The 18,992-nt window shown below is 39.9% G+C and carries 20 protein-coding genes; 15 read left to right on the top strand and 5 right to left on the bottom strand.

What is annotated here, in order from left to right; genetic code table 11:
• Positions 1-103: 103 nt before the first annotated feature.
• Together IPH84_16370 and IPH84_16365 are read left to right on the top strand one after the other, a co-directional pair.
• A complete protein-coding gene (locus IPH84_16370) occupies positions 104-544 on the top strand; it encodes a VOC family protein (protein MBK7174763.1) in 441 nt (146 codons plus the stop codon).
• A gap of 31 nt (positions 545-575) precedes the next feature.
• Positions 576-1,001 (top strand): SRPBCC family protein, encoded by a 426-nt coding sequence (locus tag IPH84_16365; GenBank protein MBK7174762.1) that lies wholly within the window; start codon positions 576-578, stop codon positions 999-1,001.
• A 69-nt stretch (positions 1,002-1,070) separates the two neighbouring features.
• Here the strand turns inward: IPH84_16365 and mqnC are convergent, their stop codons facing one another.
• From mqnC to IPH84_16340, 5 genes are all read right to left on the bottom strand, one after another.
• On the bottom strand, positions 1,071-2,168 hold the full coding sequence (gene mqnC / locus IPH84_16360; protein MBK7174761.1) for a dehypoxanthine futalosine cyclase: 1,098 nt from the start codon (positions 2,166-2,168) through the stop codon (positions 1,071-1,073).
• Positions 2,169-2,262: 94 nt separating this feature from the next.
• On the bottom strand, positions 2,263-2,889 hold the full coding sequence (locus tag IPH84_16355; protein ID MBK7174760.1) for a nucleotidyl transferase AbiEii/AbiGii toxin family protein: 627 nt from the start codon (positions 2,887-2,889) through the stop codon (positions 2,263-2,265).
• Positions 2,844-3,146, bottom strand: coding sequence for a hypothetical protein (locus IPH84_16350; protein ID MBK7174759.1), 303 nt, complete (start codon positions 3,144-3,146; stop codon positions 2,844-2,846). Before IPH84_16350 ends, IPH84_16355 begins: the two co-directional genes overlap by 46 nt.
• A 60-nt stretch (positions 3,147-3,206) precedes the next feature.
• Positions 3,207-3,677, bottom strand: coding sequence for a DUF1648 domain-containing protein (locus IPH84_16345; GenBank protein ID MBK7174758.1), 471 nt, complete (start codon positions 3,675-3,677; stop codon positions 3,207-3,209).
• A gap of 63 nt (positions 3,678-3,740) precedes the next feature.
• A complete protein-coding gene (locus tag IPH84_16340) occupies positions 3,741-5,705 on the bottom strand; it encodes a T9SS type A sorting domain-containing protein (GenBank protein MBK7174757.1) in 1,965 nt (654 codons plus the stop codon).
• 451 nt (positions 5,706-6,156) lie between these two features.
• Here IPH84_16340 and IPH84_16335 point away from each other — a divergent pair, with 451 nt between their 5' ends.
• The 13 genes from IPH84_16335 (at position 6,157) to IPH84_16275 (ending at position 18,868) form a co-directional block, all read left to right on the top strand.
• Complete coding sequence (locus tag IPH84_16335; GenBank protein MBK7174756.1) at positions 6,157-7,608, top strand: leucyl aminopeptidase; 1,452 nt, start codon at positions 6,157-6,159, stop codon at positions 7,606-7,608.
• A gap of 476 nt (positions 7,609-8,084) precedes the next feature.
• Positions 8,085-9,134, top strand: coding sequence for a DUF1016 family protein (locus tag IPH84_16330; GenBank protein MBK7174755.1), 1,050 nt, complete (start codon positions 8,085-8,087; stop codon positions 9,132-9,134).
• A 495-nt stretch (positions 9,135-9,629) separates the two neighbouring features.
• Positions 9,630-10,571: an NAD-dependent epimerase/dehydratase family protein gene (locus IPH84_16325; protein MBK7174754.1), complete on the top strand. Its 942-nt coding sequence runs from the start codon at positions 9,630-9,632 to the stop codon at positions 10,569-10,571.
• Positions 10,572-11,009: 438 nt separating this feature from the next.
• Positions 11,010-13,205: a T9SS type A sorting domain-containing protein gene (locus IPH84_16320; protein ID MBK7174753.1), complete on the top strand. Its 2,196-nt coding sequence runs from the start codon at positions 11,010-11,012 to the stop codon at positions 13,203-13,205.
• Positions 13,206-13,406: 201 nt separating this feature from the next.
• On the top strand, positions 13,407-14,681 hold the full coding sequence (locus IPH84_16315) for an amidohydrolase family protein (GenBank protein MBK7174752.1): 1,275 nt from the start codon (positions 13,407-13,409) through the stop codon (positions 14,679-14,681).
• 27 nt (positions 14,682-14,708) lie between these two features.
• On the top strand, positions 14,709-15,260 hold the full coding sequence (locus tag IPH84_16310) for a hypothetical protein (GenBank protein MBK7174751.1): 552 nt from the start codon (positions 14,709-14,711) through the stop codon (positions 15,258-15,260).
• A 486-nt stretch (positions 15,261-15,746) separates the two neighbouring features.
• Positions 15,747-16,451 (top strand): hypothetical protein, encoded by a 705-nt coding sequence (locus IPH84_16305; protein MBK7174750.1) that lies wholly within the window; start codon positions 15,747-15,749, stop codon positions 16,449-16,451.
• Positions 16,452-16,549: 98 nt separating this feature from the next.
• Positions 16,550-16,696 carry a hypothetical protein gene (locus IPH84_16300; GenBank protein MBK7174749.1) on the top strand — a complete coding sequence of 49 codons (147 nt, stop codon included), beginning with the start codon at positions 16,550-16,552 and terminating at the stop codon, positions 16,694-16,696.
• Positions 16,696-16,857, top strand: a complete 162-nt coding sequence (locus tag IPH84_16295; GenBank protein MBK7174748.1) for a carboxypeptidase regulatory-like domain-containing protein — start codon at positions 16,696-16,698, stop codon at positions 16,855-16,857. The genes IPH84_16300 and IPH84_16295 overlap by 1 nt, the downstream gene beginning before the upstream one ends.
• Positions 16,858-16,871: 14 nt before the next feature.
• On the top strand, positions 16,872-17,183 hold the full coding sequence (locus IPH84_16290; GenBank protein ID MBK7174747.1) for a fibronectin type III domain-containing protein: 312 nt from the start codon (positions 16,872-16,874) through the stop codon (positions 17,181-17,183).
• Positions 17,184-17,220: 37 nt separating this feature from the next.
• Positions 17,221-17,499, top strand: a complete 279-nt coding sequence (locus tag IPH84_16285; protein ID MBK7174746.1) for a hypothetical protein — start codon at positions 17,221-17,223, stop codon at positions 17,497-17,499.
• A 121-nt stretch (positions 17,500-17,620) separates the two neighbouring features.
• A complete protein-coding gene (locus IPH84_16280) occupies positions 17,621-17,785 on the top strand; it encodes a hypothetical protein (GenBank protein ID MBK7174745.1) in 165 nt (54 codons plus the stop codon).
• Positions 17,786-18,526: 741 nt separating this feature from the next.
• Positions 18,527-18,868: a hypothetical protein gene (locus IPH84_16275; protein ID MBK7174744.1), complete on the top strand. Its 342-nt coding sequence runs from the start codon at positions 18,527-18,529 to the stop codon at positions 18,866-18,868.
• Positions 18,869-18,992 lie beyond the last annotated feature (124 nt).

Genomic DNA, 18,992 nt, shown 5'->3' with positions numbered 1-18,992 from the left:
AGATTGAGTTATACCGGGGCGCATAGTTCGCAAAATGATTCAGCAACGGTATAGAACAAATCACTATGCCAACTGTTTATTCGGAAAACCAATTCTGAATAAAATGGCAAAAGTCAGCACATATCTCAACTTCCATCGCAATACAGAGGAAGCTTTCAATTTTTACAAATCAGTATTCGGAGGTGAATTCAATGGTGATGGAGCATCCCGTTTCGGTGATATCCCCGCTACAGAAGGTATGCCTCCTTTAAGTGCCGAAGACAAAAACCTGATCATGCATATTGAGCTTACCCTTCCCGGTGGCCATGTGTTAATGGGTACTGATGCTCCTGACTCGATGGGATTCAACGTAACATTCGGCAATAATGTCTATATCATGCTGGAACCTGACTCGAAAGAGGAAACCGATAAACTCTTTAATGCCCTTTCTGATGGAGGAATTGTTATCCAGGAGTTACAGGACATGTTCTGGGGTGCATATTATGGCAGCTGCACCGACAAATTCGGGATCCAGTGGATGTTTCACTTTTCACAAGCAAGGTAAGCACTGATTTGACTTGTAAATACCCTGACAAATGGATAAAACGCTTATTACAGTAGAGGTCAGCGTAAAGGCTGATCTTGAAAAGGTATGGAAATGCTGGACAAACCCGGCTGATATTATGGCATGGAATCATGCTTCCGACGACTGGCATTGTCCTGCAGCAGTAAATAACCTGAAAGCAGGTGGCAGTTTCAATTACAGGATGGCAGCAAAAGATGGAAGCTTTGCCTTTGATTTTGAAGGGATTTATGACCAGGTGATACCTCATCATCTGATCACCTATACCCTGCTTGACGGACGAAAGGTTCGAATTGAATTTTCAGAAGAAGGAGCAGTAACTGATGTGAAGGAATCCTTTGAAGCAGAAAGCGAAAACCCGGCTGAAATGCAGCAGATGGGCTGGCAGATGATCCTCAATAATTTCAAAGCCCATACCGAAAAACAGGCATCTTCATAATCCCTGCATACTGGCAGTCAAACCGGCACGAAAATCAACTCTTTACAGCTGTCTTAAAGCCCATCAGTGCTATGCATTGTATGTCCTGTAACGGAATTGCTGGTCCCTTAGCTGTGGTTCAAAACCCGCTTCCTGAATGGCTTTCTGAATTCCCTCAGCATCGAACTTGTAGCTGGCACCGGCCACCGATACAACATTCTCTTCAATCATAATGGAACCAAAGTCGTTGGCCCCGGCATGAAGGCAGAGTTGCCCGGTATCCTTTCCCACTGTGAGCCAGGAAGCCTGTATATTCTGAATATTCGGCAACATGAGGCGGCTCAGGGCAATGGTACGGATATACTGATCGGCAGTGATGGAATTGCGCACCCCATGAACTTTCTGCAGTGTAGTACCTTCATCCTGGAAAGGCCAGGGAATAAATGAGATGAACCCGGTAGCTCCTTCAGGTTTTTCCGATTGTACCTGCCGGATTGAGATCATATGTTCAATACGTTCTTCGGGAGTTTCAATATGCCCAAACATCATGGTTGCCGAAGTTGTAAGGCCCAACTGATGGGCTTCACGCATCACATCCAGCCATTGTACTGCTGTGCATTTATTTTTTGAAATGCGGCTACGAACCCTGTCGGAAAGAATTTCAGCCCCGGCACCGGGCAGACTGTCGAGGCCGGCATCTATCAGGCTTTGAAGCACAGCTTTATAGGAAAGCCCTTCCATCTTTGCAATATGAACCACTTCAGGAGGCCCTAGCGAATGCAGCTTTAACTTAGGATTGATCTGTTTCAGGCTTCTGAAAAGATCGGTATAGAAGGTAAGTCCTAATTCAGGGTGCATACCCCCTTGCAGCAAGAGTTGTTCACCCCCCAGGGCAAAAAGTTCGTCGATTTTCTGCTTGTACTCTTCCAGGGTGGTAATATAAGCCTTGCTGCTATTTTTCGAACAATAGAAATTGCAGAATTGGCATCCCGAAACACAAACATTCGTATAATTTACATTCCGGTCAATCAGCCATGTTACTTTCCCCTCAGGATGCATTCGTTTACGCACTTCATTGGCGGCAAACATAAGCTGGGAAGTGGATGCATGAGTATAAAGGAAGGAGCCTTCTTCAAGGGATAGAAATTCAGCATTAAGAGAAGACTGCAGGAGTTTTTCGACGGTCATCAGGAAAATTTTGGGTAAAATTAAGCATAATCAAAGTAATTGGCAGGAATCCACATCACGGAATAATCCCCCTGAAACTGACCCTGTCATACGCTCAACTCAAATACTCCCTCACCGCCCTCGAAATATCCTTCTTTACTTTCGACCAGGTTTGTCCGTTGAAACTAACAGGAGTTTCGCTCTCATCGGCATCTGTAAAATAGGTGATGGCATGCGGGATACTGATTGCGAGCATCTGGTTTGGATACTTTTGTTGATGCCAGTCAATGATTTGCTGCAATGAATGTTGCTTTAATAATACCTGTAAATCCCAGAAGTCCTTTTTCTTTGCCCGGCCAAGAATCGCTTGTACTTTCATTGCTGCTATATCAGCATCGGAATAAAATCGTATCTCCATTTCAATCATAAGGTCGGCAATAGGTTGAATGGGAAAATGAATAAGATCCACCTTTATATCATCAATAAAACAAAAGATACCTATGCCCGACTGCTGATGCTTATGCTCGAAACGGTTTCCAAAATGCTTGGCAAGGTATACAGGCAATTCAACCAGGTCAAACTTGTGTGTATTAAATAAATCAATGTCAACAGAGCTTCTGTGGCCATAACGTAATGCCAGTGCAGTTCCTCCAACAAGAGCAAACTCATTTAATTCCGGTAAACTCATCAACTCTTTTAATAAGGAAAGAGTCCCGGGTTCAACTGCCTCAAGGTGTAACATCTGAATGCTGTAACAGGTTCATCAATTATGGCACTGGCAAAATAAAGGGTATGTTCTGGCAGGAATTTTGCGTTCAATAAAGCTTCTTTCACTTTCTCATCCCCGTAATAACGCCGGCATTGGCGGATGTCGTCCACATCGCCACGCTCAAAAACCCGCTCAATTACGAAATTAGCCTTCTTATCGTAATCGAGCTTTTCAAAATCCACATCCCAGAAAATGCGCTTGTTAAAGACCGGCTTTGGCTTTGATTTCATTGTACGAAGATAAGAAAAAACAGCCCCTTTCTGCTTGCAACACCCATTCAGACAAACAACTTATTTTTTGTTTTGAAGCCTGATGACTTTGATCATATTTAAGATAATCACCAGGGCCATCGACACCAAAAATACCGGCAGGAACAGCACACTCAGCCCTTCCGAATGATGGAAGGCTATCCTGATGGTAGAAATTACAAGATATAGGGCCACTAGTACCAGGATCATCTTAAGCTGCGCAATCATAAAACTGACCTGCTGCATGGCTTCAGGTTTCCGCTCTTCCGGCCTGGTTACCCGGGTCACAAATAAACCGACCATACTGAGGAATAAATACATCATAAGTCCGAAAACCGGCAGCGACCAGAAAATTTTCTTCTGACTGTACCCATCAGGCTCCCCTTTGATATTGAAATGATTCGGGATTTCGGCCGGCAGCTTATCGAAATACAGGGCAACCAGCAAAAAGGCAGTCACTACCGCCAGCAGACTCAGGATTTCCATCCCGTAATAAATGGGTTTGCTTTTCATGAGTATTAACTGATAGAATATTTATCAAATGTCTGAAACTCCCAAATAACATCATTGAGTCCCCTAATAGACGATAAATTTATGAAAATACTGTTTCCCGCGATTGGCAACATTCAGCAAATAACAACCGGGCAGCAGTCCGTCCAGTGACAGCATCACCTTATTTTCACCATAATTTTCAGATTTTCGGGTAAAAAGAGTTTTACCGCTTATATCAGAAACCTTCAACTGTGCATCAGTGATTTCTTCCGGAAGTTCAACCGTCAGTTGGCCTTTAGCCGGATTGGGAAATATTCTCATTGCCTTTGATGGCGCCTCATTCATGCCATAAGCTGCCTGAACCTGCACAGCTTTAATAGCATCCGCCTTGTTGCCCCATTCATCGGTAAGCACAAGTTTCAGGATGTACTGCCCTGGCTCAAGTCCGGCAGTATTCCAGTAAGCCAGCACCTCATCCCTTTTTTCATTGAGGGAATCCACTGGTATCTCAGTCCAGGTATTGGCCTCCGCCAACTGGTAAAAAAGCTGGTATTTCCTGAAATCCATCCAGGTGCTGCCGGGCATTTTGTCAATCCAGGCAGAGCCCGTTACGGCAACGGTCTGATCGGCCGCCACCTCAAAAGGCTGGTCAATATAGGCGTACCAGGCGGCGGCATAATCATAAATTCTTGGCTCGGCAGGTAATGTGCACTGAAGCACCATCAGCAGTGAATATTGCATAGCTGTTGGGAACCCGGCTGAAAGGGAAGTGTAGGCAAGGATCACAGTTCCATGGGCCTGGCTGCGCACATACCCCGACACATAGGAAAACCCGTTGATCATCATGCTTGAATCCGATGCCCATACATAGCCTCCGGAACCATCACAGAAATATTGTTGTCCAAGAAGGCTGGAACGGCCTCCAGTCCCTACTTCCCCAACAATACAGGCACTCAGGTCGACATGCGACTTCTCCATGGGATAAATGCTCCAGGTGGTAACCTTGCTGTTGGTCAGACGAAGTGTGCGGTCAGAAAGAGGAGCCAGGAAATCGGCATAGGTTGAACGATCCACTAATCCGCTTACCGTTACTGAATCGGAACCCATAAACCAGAGTCCGATGGCGCGTATTTCGGAATTGCTGATATGGATATTGGTATTATTCTCCGGCATCATTCCCCACATCACATCGGTACACTGGTCGATGAGGACATCAAACTCAATTCCAGATACTCCGGGGGTAGCAGCATTGAACCTATAGGAATTCACAGTGTCGGCACCAGGGAAACTGAAATTCACACTTGCTCCCTCCGGAAACTGGTGCCAGAGCAGGACTGTATTGGCATTGTGGAATTCCAGCTTCGATTGTTCCATCATAATGAATTCCCCTGCCTGGTTGGTGCCGTCGATATAAACCTCCGATTTCCCGTAAATACCATTGGTTGTGAATCCTTTATTGGTGACATTGATCAGTTCGAGGCTGGAACTGTCGGCAAGGATGATATTATGCGATAGTCCGCTATGGTCCACAGTGGTATTGCGGTAACTGATCTTACCACCACTCAGGGCAAACAGTACCCTTTGATAGAAAAAAGCCTGGGGAATATTAAGGGTGGAGGAGTCGGACTGAATGCGGGCATTGCTTCCGAAAATAAAGATATCGCCCAGTATGGTGGCCTGGGCATTCCTGAAGTGGAGAAACCCGTCCAGCGCAACAATGATAGCTCCTTCGTGAAACCAGTTGCCGGTAATTTCCAGGGTATCGGTAACCCAAAGGGTATCGGAGGAAGGCATACGGCTGTTACCCATAAGAATCCTTTGTTCCAGTCCTTTCAGTTCATGATATTTAGCCCTGAGCTGAGCCACACCTGATACCGGTCCGGGTTCAGATTTATGATCAGGAAGGATGGATTCACCGTTTTCAATGCGATCAATGGCCTGGGATGATAATTGACTGAGGGCCGTTTTCGGGAAATGAAACCCGGAGTACTGTGCAGATAATGAATTAAATAATAGTACCAGAATCAGGAAGGTGAAGAGGAAGCGCATAGGCGGGTGGTTTTTAGTTTAACGATGGGAGGAGGGAATTGTTTTATGGGGGAGAAAGTTGGGTGCTGAGTGCTGGGTGCTGAGTGCTGAGTGCTGGGAGTCCCAAGGGTATTCTATGCAGTTATCATGTTGCTCGGCAAATGGAACGCGCCTGCCTGCCGGCGAGGCAGGGATGAAACGGATCCGTCAGCTGACGGACGCTGATTTCCTCGGATTCATTCGTGTGCATTCGTGCCGACATTAGTGTGCATTTGTGGACTCCTTTCTTCCAACCAGCACTATCTTACCCTTAAATAACGAATTCTCCAACCACAACCTCAGCACCTGCCCGACTGAGACAGTTTTGTAATAAAACAAGTAATCCCCCTCGGTCAGGCGGGCTCAGCACTCAGCACTCAGCACTCTGTTCTTAGCACAAATTAAGTACTTTTGCACTCCAAAACCCTATGCCATGTTACCAACCCTATCGCTAAGCACGAAGAAGAAAATATCCGAAGAAAACCTCCTGATCTTTGTTAACCACCTGAAAGACTTACCCGAGAATTACTTCAGCAAAGAAGAAACTGACTACCTCGCACAACGCTTCTCGGTAAAAGATAAAGACCTTGTAAGCCTGAACCGACTGGGGAAACACTTCTTCATTGCAAAGCCCTCAAAAGGCAAAAGCAGTGCAAAGGAACTGGAGAAATGGCGCAAAAAAGGAGAGAGCATCCTTGGCGCTCTCAATGATTTCAAAATAAAGAGACTGGCTATATGGGATTTATCAAAGCATCCTGAGCTGACACTTGCCTTTGCTGAAGGAATGATGCTTGGCAACTACCAGTTCCTGAAATACCGCAAAGATGCGCAGGAAAAGGAATCTACGCTGGAATCCATCCTGATTCACTCAAGGGAATGCAAAAAAGAAAGCATTGAACAACTAGCCATAGTGTGTGATGCGGTTTACCAGGCCCGCACGCTGGTGAATGAACCGCTGTCGGCACTGAATGCAGAAGCCCTGGCAGCTGCCTTTGAAAAGATGGCACAGGAAGCAGGTATAAAATCTGAAATACTGAATAAGCAGAAAATTGAAGCCCTGCGCATGGGTGGACTCCTGGCGGTGAACAAGGGCAGTATGGACCCTCCGACCTTTACCATCCTGGAATACAAGCCTGAAAAACCCCTCAATAAAAAACCTTTGGTAATAGTTGGCAAAGGTGTGGTATATGACACAGGCGGACTGAGCCTGAAACCCAGCAATAGCATGGATACCATGAAATGTGATATGGCAGGATCGGCAGCTGCAGCAGGGGCTATATATGCCATTGCAAAGGCAGGCCTCCCCTATCATGTGATCGCCCTGATGCCGGCCACGGATAATCGTCCGGATGGCAATGCTTATGTCCCCGGAGATGTGATTACCATCATGGATGGAACCACCGTGGAAGTGCTGAATACCGATGCCGAGGGCAGGTTATTGCTGGCCGATGCCCTTTGTTATGCAAAGAATCTGAATCCTATGCTGGTGATTGACCTGGCCACCCTGACCGGGGCAGCTCATGCTGCTATCGGGAAATATGGCATGGTAGGGATGCATGCAGGTGCCGGGAAATATATGGATAAGCTCAAAGAATCAGGATTGCAGGTACATGAGCGGATTGCGGAGTTCCCTTTCTGGGAGGAGTATGCGGAGCTGCTGAAAAGCGATATCGCCGACCTGAAAAATATTGGAGGCCCTTTTGCAGGGGCCATTACGGCAGGGAAATTCCTTGAACATTTCACTGATTACCCCTGGATCCACCTGGATATTGCAGGGCCTGCTTTCCTGGATAAAAAGGATGGCTATCGCACGGCCGGAGGCACTGCTGTGGGGATCAGGCTGCTGTTTGATTTTGTGGGCCGACTGGTGAGTAAGGAGAAATAAACTGCAATCTTACTTTTCATTTACCTCTCTCTTTAATGAATAATTGCTTGCCGGGTGGAACTATCGGTGCAGGCAGGCATTCATAATGGGTGGATTTACCTTCTGCCTGAAAGTAAATTTAAGGAGAAAGAAAATAGCCACAAATTGCGCAAATGCGGCACAAATGGACACAAATTTCAAATAATAGGATTTTACTGATGGAGAAAGCCGAACTGGTAAGGATGTGATACACCAGAAGTATTTCACGTACAACAATTGCCAAATTTCCAGGCTATAGTATATCGTTTGATCTGAGGCCAGAACCCAAATAAATATGTGTGTTTCAGGCATGAATATGCATGCTGATTGAGTATATTTGGACTTGTATTACTTAACAGCTGTTAGGACTATTGGATATCAGAATATAACTGCGATTATTAGGATATATATACATTATAAATATTTTATATACAATTTCACTTAAGGATTTATCTGGTATGAAGAAATTAAATAAATCATATGATTTATTGGTCAACGATTTAATATTCCTGATTGAAGAAAACAGGAAAAAGCTGGCCGCTACAGCCAATGCAGTATTAACAATAACTTACTGGCAAGTTGGGAAAAGAATCAATAAGGATTTTTTGGATAATAAACGTGCTGAATACGGCAAGCAGATTGTCGTATCTGTTGCACGACATTTAACCAGTAGGTATGGAAAAAGTTTCGAAGAGAAAAATCTAAGGCGTATGATGCAATTTGCCCAGGTATTTGATGACCGGAAAATTGTCGTATCGCTCATACGACAATTGAGCTGGACTCACTTCATAGCATTGATCCCCATCAAAGACCCCTTACAACGTGAGTTTTACACTCAGATGTGCCTGCTGGAAGGCTGGAGCGTGAAAACTTTAAGGAACAAAATTGATGGGATGTTATTTGAGCGGACAGCAATAAGCAAAAAGCCTGAAGAACTTATAAAGAAAGAAATTACCTCACTTAAAGATACTGGAAATATCAGTCCCGACCTGGTTTTTAGAAGTCCTTACTTTCTCAATTTTACCGGATTAAAAAACACTTTTTCCGAGAAAATGCTTGAAGATGCTATTTTACATGAATTAGAACAGTTTATCATGGAACTAGGCGTTGGCTTTACCTTTGTAGAACGACAAAAGCGCATGATTATTGATTGTGAGGATTTTTATCTTGACCTGCTTTTCTTCCATAGAAAACTTAAGCGTCTGATCGCTATTGAGCTTAAACTAGGCAAGTTTAAAGCCGCTGACAAAGGGCAGATGGAATTGTACCTCAGATGGCTTGAGAAACACGAAATGCAGCAAGAAGAATTCCCTCCGCTGGGATTAATTCTTTGTGCTGAAGGAAATACAGAACAAATTGAACTTCTTCAATTGGAAAAAGCAGGTATTAAAGTAGCTGAATATCTCACAGAACTTCCAGATCGTCAATTGCTGAAAGAAAAACTTCACCGCGAACTGGAATTAAAGCGTCAATTATTCGAAAACCAGGATAAAGTAAACTATGACTAAGATCCTGATTTGCTATAATCATGAAATAAAAGCTATGCCATTGACTTAGTAGCCTGAAACAGGCAGTGAGTTTGGGTAAAATTGGATCAAATGCTCAAATATCTGGTTTAAGCTTCTAATTGAGAGTAAAGTGCAGAAGGAAGAAAACAGCCACAAATTACCCAAATGGACACAAATTTCAAATGAGGAATTTATCTATATAGGCGTAAGTATTACAGCTATGAATAGGGATACAATGGGAATGATTAGGGCTCAACAATTTCAAGGTATTTTTTGTTACTATAAAACGTTTGGTCAGATGCCAGACATAAATAGATATGCACTTCAGGTATGAAAATGTATGCTGATTGAGTATATTTGGACTTGTATTACTTAACAGCTGTAAGGGCTTTCGGATATCAGAATATAACTGCATTATTCGGATTGCCATACATTAGCGACTGGCAAAATCAGGAATCATAACTAATATAACAGGGCAAACCAAATAAGATAACCATGCAAACAATATTAGGATCAGGAGGAGCGATTGGGACTCCATTAGCAAAGGAATTAACAAAATATACCGATAAAATTCGTTTGGTTAGCAGGAACCCAAAGAAGGTAAATGAAACAGATGAACTCTTCCCGATTGATTTAAACGACCTTTCACAGATTGACAAAGCAATAGCGGGAAGTGATGTGGTTTATGTTACCATTGGCTTTGAATACAAGTTAAGTGTTTGGGAAAATACATGGCCGCCATTCATGAAAGCGGTAATTGATGCCTGTAAAACACACCAGGCAAAACTCGTATTCTTTGATAATGTTTACATGTATGACAAATCCGCTATTCCAGGAATGACCGAGGCATCTCCTATGAACGCCCCTAGTAAAAAAGGAAAGGTCAGGCAGCAGTTGCATGAAATGATCATGAATGAAGTGGAGAAGAATGCTTTGACAGCGCTTATTGCCAAATCAGCTGACTTTTATGGGCCGGATAATAAAAACAGCGCTTTAAGTATGATGGTTGTTGATAATTTAATAAAAGGAAAAAAAGCACAAGCATTCGGCAATATCAACAAAATCCACACCTATACATATACACCTGATGCAGCTAAGGCAACTGCTTTGCTTGGTAACACCATTGATGCCTATAACCAAATATGGCATGTACCAACAACAAAAGAAAAATTAACCAATCTGCAATGGATTCAGTTAATCGCAAATGAACTTAAGGTTGAGCCTAAAATTCAAACTGTACCAGTCTGGATGATCAAAATACTTGGATTGTTTATACCAATAATGCGGGAATTCCCTGAGATGATGTACCAATATGAACAAGATTATATTTTTGATAGCACCAAATTTGAAAAACGATTTAATATTGAATCAACTACACCAAAGGAAGGTATTAGAACTCTCATTGAAGGCTTAAGAACCCAGAATGCCGGCCGCTAGTCGGGAAAACGGCTCCGACAGCATTTAATCCTTGACCAGGTTGATAGTTGCAGGAACATTGGAGTTAAGTTATTGTGAGTTTTTCAATAAAGTGATGAACTGCAACGTATATCTCATACAATACCACGATTTTCTTTAATAGGTAAAAATGACGGCTGCAATTGGTTTCGTAAGCACACAGCTTATTAGATACTAAAATATCCATCGCATATTTTAAAATATAATTATTGGCAGGATTACAGATCATCACTTAAAATAAGATGGGTATTTCAGGTAAGAACATCCTGGTTGTTTAAGTATATTTGGGCTTGTATTATTAATCAACAGAAGTAACAACTTTCGTATATCAGAAAATAACTGCGATTATTCGGATATGCATACGTTGCGGCCAATTTTAAAAAGCTGACTATGAAAAATATTAAATTTCAATTTCTAATTATGGCACTGATAATTTCAATTAATGCCAGTGCACAGGAAAAAATTGAGCTTCCGTTCTTCGACGATTTTGAAGAAACCATAAGTGCCGAAGGTATCTTTACAAAATGGACTACGGAAAATCTGCAGGGGTGGCATTACTGGCATATAATACCCTGGAATGGAAATCCCGGGCAATGTATGCGTTTTGAAAAGACAGAACTTATGCAGAATGATTGGCTCATTACAAAGCCAATTAATTGTGAAGGGGCTACTCAGTTAAAAATCAATTTTGACACCTGGTTTAATAATACCGGACCAAAACCAAAACTCTTCTATACCAATATTTATAATGGGAATGTATTGCAATCGAACTGGACAGAGCTCAGTTATTCGCTAGGTGAAAGTGAAAATATTTGGCATAGTATAGACCATATCATCATTGATAATTCTAATGAATCAATCTATTTTGCATTTCAATACGAGGCAGATGCAAATGCAGGTATTAATTTCCTGTTGGATAATTTTAGTGTAAAAAGTTACACACCGCCTGTACCGTTTGAATTGGTTGGTAATACTGATCATTTTGAGTTTTACACCAATATTCCGGGAAATTCAGATTACTATCTGGAAATAAACGACGTACTTGAAAACCAATTTGAAAAACTAAGTTCTCTATGGGACAGGCCCGGAAAAGAAAACCTTTTTAATGAAAATCAGAAAATCAAAGTTTATTACGCTGATAGGCAAGACTTCGATATTATTAACCCGGAAACTCCAACATGGAAATGTGGTTTTCATAATTCATCTACACTTGAAATTTACCTTGCTCTTTTATCAAATCCTGCTCAGGTAAGTTATTATTCAGATCTTCATACACTGGCACAAAATGAATTCTCGCAGCTGGCGGTTGAAAAAAAATTTATGAGTACCCGCGATAATTTACCTCCCCATTTCCTGGAAGGATTCGGATTGTATGAATCCGGATTCAGACCTCACAGAGATTCTATTATAAAATATCTAAGCATTAACCCCATCCCGGATTTTAATTTTATATCTGATACTTCAGGGATATGCAATACATTGAAGAAAGATTTGATAGTAAGTAACATAGAAGGACAATTACTTTCGGGGTGGAGCTATCTGAGTGTTGGTCCTGGAGCCTCTTCCTTTATCAATAACCAATGGCCTGCCTATTTAAAGTATTTCTATACCGAACCAGAAAATATAAGGATAAAGCTACTTGCATCCAAAGCTGATTTTGATTTTTACGGCTCAATATCAGATTCAACCCATTTCTCTGAGATAGTATCATATTTTGAAGGTGCCTACTCTTTTTATCAGGATAACTACAAGTTTAAGCCAAATCATCGTTTTAATGTGGTTATTGTTCCCACTGAACAAATTGGGATGCAGTTATTGAACTATGATGATTATTTTAATGGTGGTGTCGCCTGCGGTGGAGACCTGGTAATTGAACTTTCACCCAATTATAATTATAACGAACAGATTTATTATAGTAAGTATTTCGGATATAACGGAATGTGTGCTCATGAATTTTTTCACATCTTCTATAACCACTTTATGTGGCAAATACCTGGTGGTTTCTGGGCTGAAGGTACAGCTGACTTCAGTCAGCGCCATTCTTTAGGATGGGAGATTCCGGAACATAGTCTGTGGGAAATTAACTGGCTGTTTAATGCTTATGCAAAGGAATATAATGTAGATGTGAACCTGGAGCATATCAGCACAAACCCAAACCAGGTGCTGGATATCTATTTTCTGGGTGACATGTTTTTCGAGTACATTCTTGAGTATCATGGAGGCTATGAAAAAATCAGAGAGTTCTTTAATTCAGGCATGGATTATTCAGTCTTTAATGCAACATACAATGAGATAGATAATGGATACATCAATTATCTGAAAGGATTAATTTCCTATGCGATAGACGAACCTTTTTGTGTGAATGAATTTACTATCTGTCCCAATCCCTTATCAGACAATTCATTCATTTCATTTGATATCGCTGGAACGGGAAAAGTATCCCTGTCAATTTACAGTTTAACCGGTATTGAAATTTATTCGATCACAAATGCAAAATTAGTATGCGGAAATTATAAATTTCAAATCGACAAAAGGAAATTGACTCCGGGAATATATATTGTTTCCTTATCAACACCATCAGTTCATTCAAATTTAAAACTAATTGTGAATGACTAATATGAATACAATGAGTAACAAGAAAAACTGGCCATAACAGCAAAATATATGACAATTGCCGTTTACATGCAGAATTGGAAGTTTACAGCCGCAATAACTTTAGTGAGGATCGACAAGATAACAATCCGCAGTCGGCAACGGCATATATTTGCGAGACGTTGCGCCAATATGTTGGCCTGTCACCGAGAAAGAAATAATTAAATGGAAATTATTGAAGATTTAATAGGGAAAAAGGTTTTTGAAACGCCATTTATCGATACTCATGAGCATTTGATTGATGAGTCTGAAAGGTTGGATTGTACAGAACCAATAATTCCTTGTGATGATTGGGCTTTACTGCTTAATCATTATTTTGGCTTCGACTTGATATCAGCCGGAATACCAAAAGAAAAGTTTGATAATTTATTCTCAAATCATTTAAATCCTGTAGAAAAGTGGCACATTTTACATGAATACTGGCCAGATTTAAAAAACACAGCTTCAGGAATGGTTTTTCGAAATACGATCAAGGTACTTTATGGTATCGACGAAATTTCTGAAGATAATATTATGGAGTTACAGAATAAATACGAATCAACAAGAAAAAAAGGATTTTATAAGCATATTATTCAGGATATAGCAAATATTAAGCATTGTCATGTGCATTCCCCTGTTAATGCATTTAAAAAAAGCGAGTCACCTGACTTATTATTTCAGGATATTGCATTAAATGGACTTATTCAGGTAGCGGTAAAGCCCTATTCTGTACCCGAAAACTTTAAAATTAATTCCCTGTCAGATTGGCACTCTCTAATTGATTGGTGGTTTATTCAAGGTAACCAAATTGCAAAGGGTGTGAAAATTGGGAATGCATATTTCAGAAGGCTTGATTTTGAAAGGGTTGAAGCCAATGAAGTCGAAAATATATTTTCTAAAAAAATCAGCTTACAAAACATTAGTCCCGGGGAAGAGAAAAAACTTCAGGACCATTTGTTTTGGTATTGCGTTGATAAAGCTACAGCATATGGATTACCTGTAAAAATGCATACAGGCCAATGGGCCATGAACAATGTTATGAATATGCAATGGATAAAGGATAACCCGTTAGATTGTGCGTCACTGTGCAAACAATCTCCAAATACAAAATTTGTCTTTTTCCATCTTTGTTATCCTCACTATGAGGAAATGCTATCGTTAGCAAAAAACTATTCAAACACATACATTGATATGTGCTGGTCCTGGTCAATGAATCCTTTGGCAGCTAAAGATTTTTTGAAAAAGTTTATACTTACCGTACCCAACAATAAAATCTTCACATTTGGAGGCGATGATAAGATAGTCGAAAATATAATTGGACATGCCTTTGTTGCCCGCAAAGGGATTGCTCAAGCCTTAACTGAGTTGGTAATTGAAAACTGGATCACAATAAGTGATGCGCTGGATTTAGTGGATCATTTAATGTATAAAAATGCTGAGAGAATATTTGAAAAATGCTAACGTTATCAACTATAAAAACAAAAAATTATGAAGTCACAATTCTTAAAATTGATGCTATTAGGTTTCTTAGCAATTCCATCTTCTATTTTTGCACAGGGCACAGCAAAAAGTGAATCTGACTCAATAGTTTTTGTTGAAAATGTAAAATCACTTGATGAGCTATTTGCGAAATTCAAAGGACAAATTATTTATGTTGATTTCTGGGCATCATGGTGCAGCCAATGCATAGAAGAGCTCAGGCATAATGATCAGATAGATAGTTTTATGAAAGAAAATCATATCATTAGATTATATATTGCGTTGGAAAAACTTGAAACGGATAGTGTTTTGCATCAAAAGAGTATTGAAAGATGGCAAGCAAATGTTATAAAGTATAATTTAAATGGATATAATTATTATGTTCAGTTAAGAAGTGATTTTTTAAAAGGTATTACCGAAAAGATCATGAAAGGAAAACTCTCACTCCCCCGCTTTTCAATTATTGATGCTAATGGTAATATTGTTGACAGAGATGCTAACTTCCCATCAAGACCGGAGAAATTAATTAGTCAATTAGAGACATTGGTAAAAAAACAATGACAGTTGTGACCACACGCTAAATGCGACCGGTTTTTAGATTTTACTTTGGGTACTCTTTTACTGAGGTTCAAACTTGTGCTTCCCAAGAAAGCCATTGGATATATGCCTGAAAGCCTGTTACAAGGTATCGCATACACCAATTGAATCAAACTCTTACCTTTTCTCAATAAAAAATAACTGCTCCCCCTGTAAGGGTAAAATGCATTTCAGTTGTCTATATAGTAAATTACTCAATTATTCTGATCCCGGCTAATGGTTCAACCTCTTGACTTCCTAATCACTCATACGAATTATCATCTTAAAATACCTACTAAACTAAGCTCAATCAATCTTTTAGCTTGTATTTCCCTACCTTTTAATTATCTGATACCTGTTCTTTGCTTATCAGGAAACCTTGTACATAAAATGCATAGCAAAGTTTAATCCTGACACTTTACCGACAACCCTGTGAAAGCATTTACGAATAAGGCCTTAAAAACATCTTTTATGAAAACTTTCTTCAATCAGATTCAAAAAATAAAATTAAACCCTAAAATTCTTTATTTCTCAATTTTAGTGCTTTTATTTTATTCGTGTGAGAAACCAAAAGACGTAACAATAGACTATGTATATACTGCAAATGAAATTATTTATTACCCTGATAAACATATTTCAATACTTTTCGATGTAAAGCCCAAATATGATATTGGTGACTACACAATTACATGGTATACTCCTGATACCTTAACAGGAGAAGGGCCATATCAAATTACCATAACGAATAATCTCGTTTTGGATTTTGAGATTTCGGATGATAATAACAATATGAAAAGATTTCAGTATGAGGTAACAACAGATGCAATCGATTCAGTGACCTATGACTATAGAAATGATTACATCGGAACGTATTTTTGTAAAGTAGCACATTCAAATAATGGTTCTGAGAATTATTTTCAAGACACCCTGACGGTTGTAAAAAACAACGCATTCAATATGCTGAACATTTTAACCACAGATGATATAAAACATAGTTATCAGGGGAGTACAATGATTTACCACAACTCTAACGGTTTTTATAATTCCCCAACAGGTGCTTTTTTTGGCTATCATTCCGGGGCTTCATTCAAAGAAGATAGTATTCATTATACGGTAAGTGGGCCTTTGGGAGCCTATTATACAAACACTTACGAAGGGGTTAAGTTACCTCAGTAATTAATGAAACAGGATTAATAAGCAGCGTCTCTAAAATACTCAACCAATCCTCAGGCTGATGTTATCCGACAAAATAATTATCTGATACCAGGATCAGGGTGGTCCCGGCCGGCAAGCGCGGACAGGTAAATACTTCCGATGAGGTCATGATTTACATGGTGGTTCAGTCGAAGGAAAACTCCCTGGAAGAATACACAACCGCCGATGGAGAAAGGATTCTCCATATTAGCGGGATACATTTATGATGAAAATGGAAGGGCAAAGAAAGATGCCCATATTTCCAATTAATAATGACCGGAGCACAACAACCAATGAGGAAGGATATTTTGAAGTGAATGGCTTAACATCAGGCACCTATATTATGAAAGTTGAGAAATCCTGCTTGATTCCTCATTCAGTAGTTTAACAGATACCATTGAGTTGAACAATAACCATCGCGAAATTGAATCACTGATATTACCAGATCCGGTTACCCTAAACCAGCCCACTGAAATCAAACCCAGTTCAATTGCATTATCATGGTCACACAGTTATGGCAGTGATTTCAGGGAATACAGACTTTACATCGGCGGTGAGTATCATGCAAACATCCTGAACGATGAAAATGGATCATTGGTATACATAGGAACCAATGTGACAGATACAAGCTTTACAATTTCAAAAGAGAATTATAATGAGGCAGGCGGGACCATCAGCCCAAACGGAACATTGCTTCAGATTATACGTGTATAATGAATAAGGAAAAATCTAGGGTAGCAATATTCTGAAAGTGAAAACCCCGCAATGGGATACCACAGGCTTTACCGTTCATTATGAGCTGGAAGCTGAAACAAGCTTTGCCGGGATTGAGCAAATAAAAGGGATCGACTGGGATCAAAACAATAATCTCTGGATATTCTATTTCAATGAAACTGGTTATGTGAATGGCAATTATGTTGCAGAGGGTGAAGTTTTAAACTACAGTTACCTGGAAGATAAATACCTCGACACTCTAAGCATTTCCGGATTTGAGGAAATTCCTGCCGGGATTGCCTTGACGATGATGTAATTTGGGTTCAGATGAGAAGTTTAACGGCAAATGAAGGTCTTTGATATACAATCAGGCAAAACACCAAAACAATGATGCTTAGTGGCTCTAATTCCCTATTTATCTGATATTGCAAAGACTGATGACGGGTTTGCCGCCATCTGGAACTTTCTACGACTATCAAATTATAAATAATATTGGTGGAATTGTAAAAACCGGCCAAACCCCTTACGATGTTTATGGTGGAATGGTTGTCGACTTAGGCATCGCAGTAAGAAAACCAGGAATACTGGATCATGAGTTCTGATCGGATGAAATAGCCATTTTGATGAGGCAGGGAAACTGATTGGGACAGTAAAAACGGGATTAAATCTTGATCTTGGTTATGGCGACGATTGCAGGTTAGCGATCCGCAATAATAAATTAGCCATTGCAACTTCCTCACATATTTATATTTACAGGATTATCCAGAACAATAATCAACTTCACCAGGGAGCAAGCAACTTACCCAAGATTTTCACTTAAGATTCTTCAAATCATCACTGAGGTTGATGAAGTAATTTAGCAAACCGGAATTGAGAAAGGAATGACCTGGGAATACCTTGCCCCAAAATGGTGTGTATTCCAGTCATGTGATGAACTGACACATATGTCATACAATGCCGCGGTTTTCGTGAATACATTTAAAATACGACCTGAATGAGGTTTCGTCAGCATAGCTTATTGTATTCAGTGAATTTTTCCTGATTTTTAAAACTATAATGTTTTGAAGTTTTACAGATCTCCAATAAATAAATCATTTTCAGTATGAAGAAGCAGGTTGTTTAATTATATTTGCACTTATATTATTTATAAACAGATGTAAGGACTTTCGAATATCAGAATATATCTGCGATTATTGGATATATATACGTTGTAGCCAATTAAAACAAAATAAAAAAAGTAATGAAAGTATTAGGAATAATTTGCGCTTTGTTCTTCGGAGTTTCAGTTTTTGGACAAAGTAAAATTACTGTTCAAACATCAAAAGGACTAAAAACATATTATTGTGACAGTAGCGAAGCTTGTAATAAGAATCGTATTTTTCACCTTTGTTGAACAATCTCCTTCATATAAGGATGGGTTCGATAAACTTGAAAAAATATTAAATGAAGAGTTGGAAATTGATGGAAATTCTAATGGAGAAATTAAAATATGGTTTGTCGTTAATTGCAATGACAAATCATATGGTTTTCAGATTATAAATAGTATAGATCCCAAAATGGAAAAATCTATAATTGACTTTCTCTCAAAAAAGCAAAACTGGGTTTCTGGAAAGCAAAGTGGTAAAGCTGTCGATTGTAGTTATTCTTTGCGATTGAAAGTCAGGAAAGGAAAATTAAAATTATAAATAAATAACTGGCTACAGTCGAGTAGGTAGGGGGATTTCACCCCAAAACCTCTCACAGAACCGTATCCCGATAAAAGTTTCGGGACAGGCCTGAACCTCTCGATTTACACGGCTCATATTATGC

This window comes from Bacteroidales bacterium (assembly GCA_016707785.1).
GTDB lineage: Bacteria > Bacteroidota > Bacteroidia > Bacteroidales > UBA4417 > UBA4417.
The sequence above is the reverse complement of the archived record's forward strand: the minus strand, read 5'-3'. Positions and strand labels throughout refer to the sequence as shown.

Excerpts from the sequence above, each read along its gene's own strand:
- IPH84_16305 (MBK7174750.1), top strand. The coding sequence starts at position 15,747 with ATGAAAACTTTCTTCAATCAGATTCAAAAAATAAAATTAAACCCTAAA.
- IPH84_16295 (MBK7174748.1), top strand. The coding sequence starts at position 16,696 with ATGAAAATGGAAGGGCAAAGAAAGATGCCCATATTTCCAATTAATAAT.
- IPH84_16345 (MBK7174758.1), bottom strand. The coding sequence starts at position 3,677 with ATGAAAAGCAAACCCATTTATTACGGGATGGAAATCCTGAGTCTGCTG.
- IPH84_16325 (MBK7174754.1), top strand. The coding sequence starts at position 9,630 with ATGCAAACAATATTAGGATCAGGAGGAGCGATTGGGACTCCATTAGCA.
- IPH84_16340 (MBK7174757.1), bottom strand. The coding sequence starts at position 5,705 with ATGCGCTTCCTCTTCACCTTCCTGATTCTGGTACTATTATTTAATTCA.
- mqnC (MBK7174761.1), bottom strand. The coding sequence starts at position 2,168 with ATGACCGTCGAAAAACTCCTGCAGTCTTCTCTTAATGCTGAATTTCTA.
- IPH84_16370 (MBK7174763.1), top strand. The coding sequence starts at position 104 with ATGGCAAAAGTCAGCACATATCTCAACTTCCATCGCAATACAGAGGAA.
- IPH84_16280 (MBK7174745.1), top strand. The coding sequence starts at position 17,621 with ATGACGGGTTTGCCGCCATCTGGAACTTTCTACGACTATCAAATTATA.
- IPH84_16320 (MBK7174753.1), top strand. The coding sequence starts at position 11,010 with ATGGCACTGATAATTTCAATTAATGCCAGTGCACAGGAAAAAATTGAG.
- IPH84_16335 (MBK7174756.1), top strand. The coding sequence starts at position 6,157 with ATGTTACCAACCCTATCGCTAAGCACGAAGAAGAAAATATCCGAAGAA.
- IPH84_16330 (MBK7174755.1), top strand. The coding sequence starts at position 8,085 with ATGAAGAAATTAAATAAATCATATGATTTATTGGTCAACGATTTAATA.
- IPH84_16365 (MBK7174762.1), top strand. The coding sequence starts at position 576 with ATGGATAAAACGCTTATTACAGTAGAGGTCAGCGTAAAGGCTGATCTT.
- IPH84_16350 (MBK7174759.1), bottom strand. The coding sequence starts at position 3,146 with ATGAAATCAAAGCCAAAGCCGGTCTTTAACAAGCGCATTTTCTGGGAT.
- IPH84_16310 (MBK7174751.1), top strand. The coding sequence starts at position 14,709 with ATGAAGTCACAATTCTTAAAATTGATGCTATTAGGTTTCTTAGCAATT.
- IPH84_16315 (MBK7174752.1), top strand. The coding sequence starts at position 13,407 with ATGGAAATTATTGAAGATTTAATAGGGAAAAAGGTTTTTGAAACGCCA.
- IPH84_16355 (MBK7174760.1), bottom strand. The coding sequence starts at position 2,889 with ATGTTACACCTTGAGGCAGTTGAACCCGGGACTCTTTCCTTATTAAAA.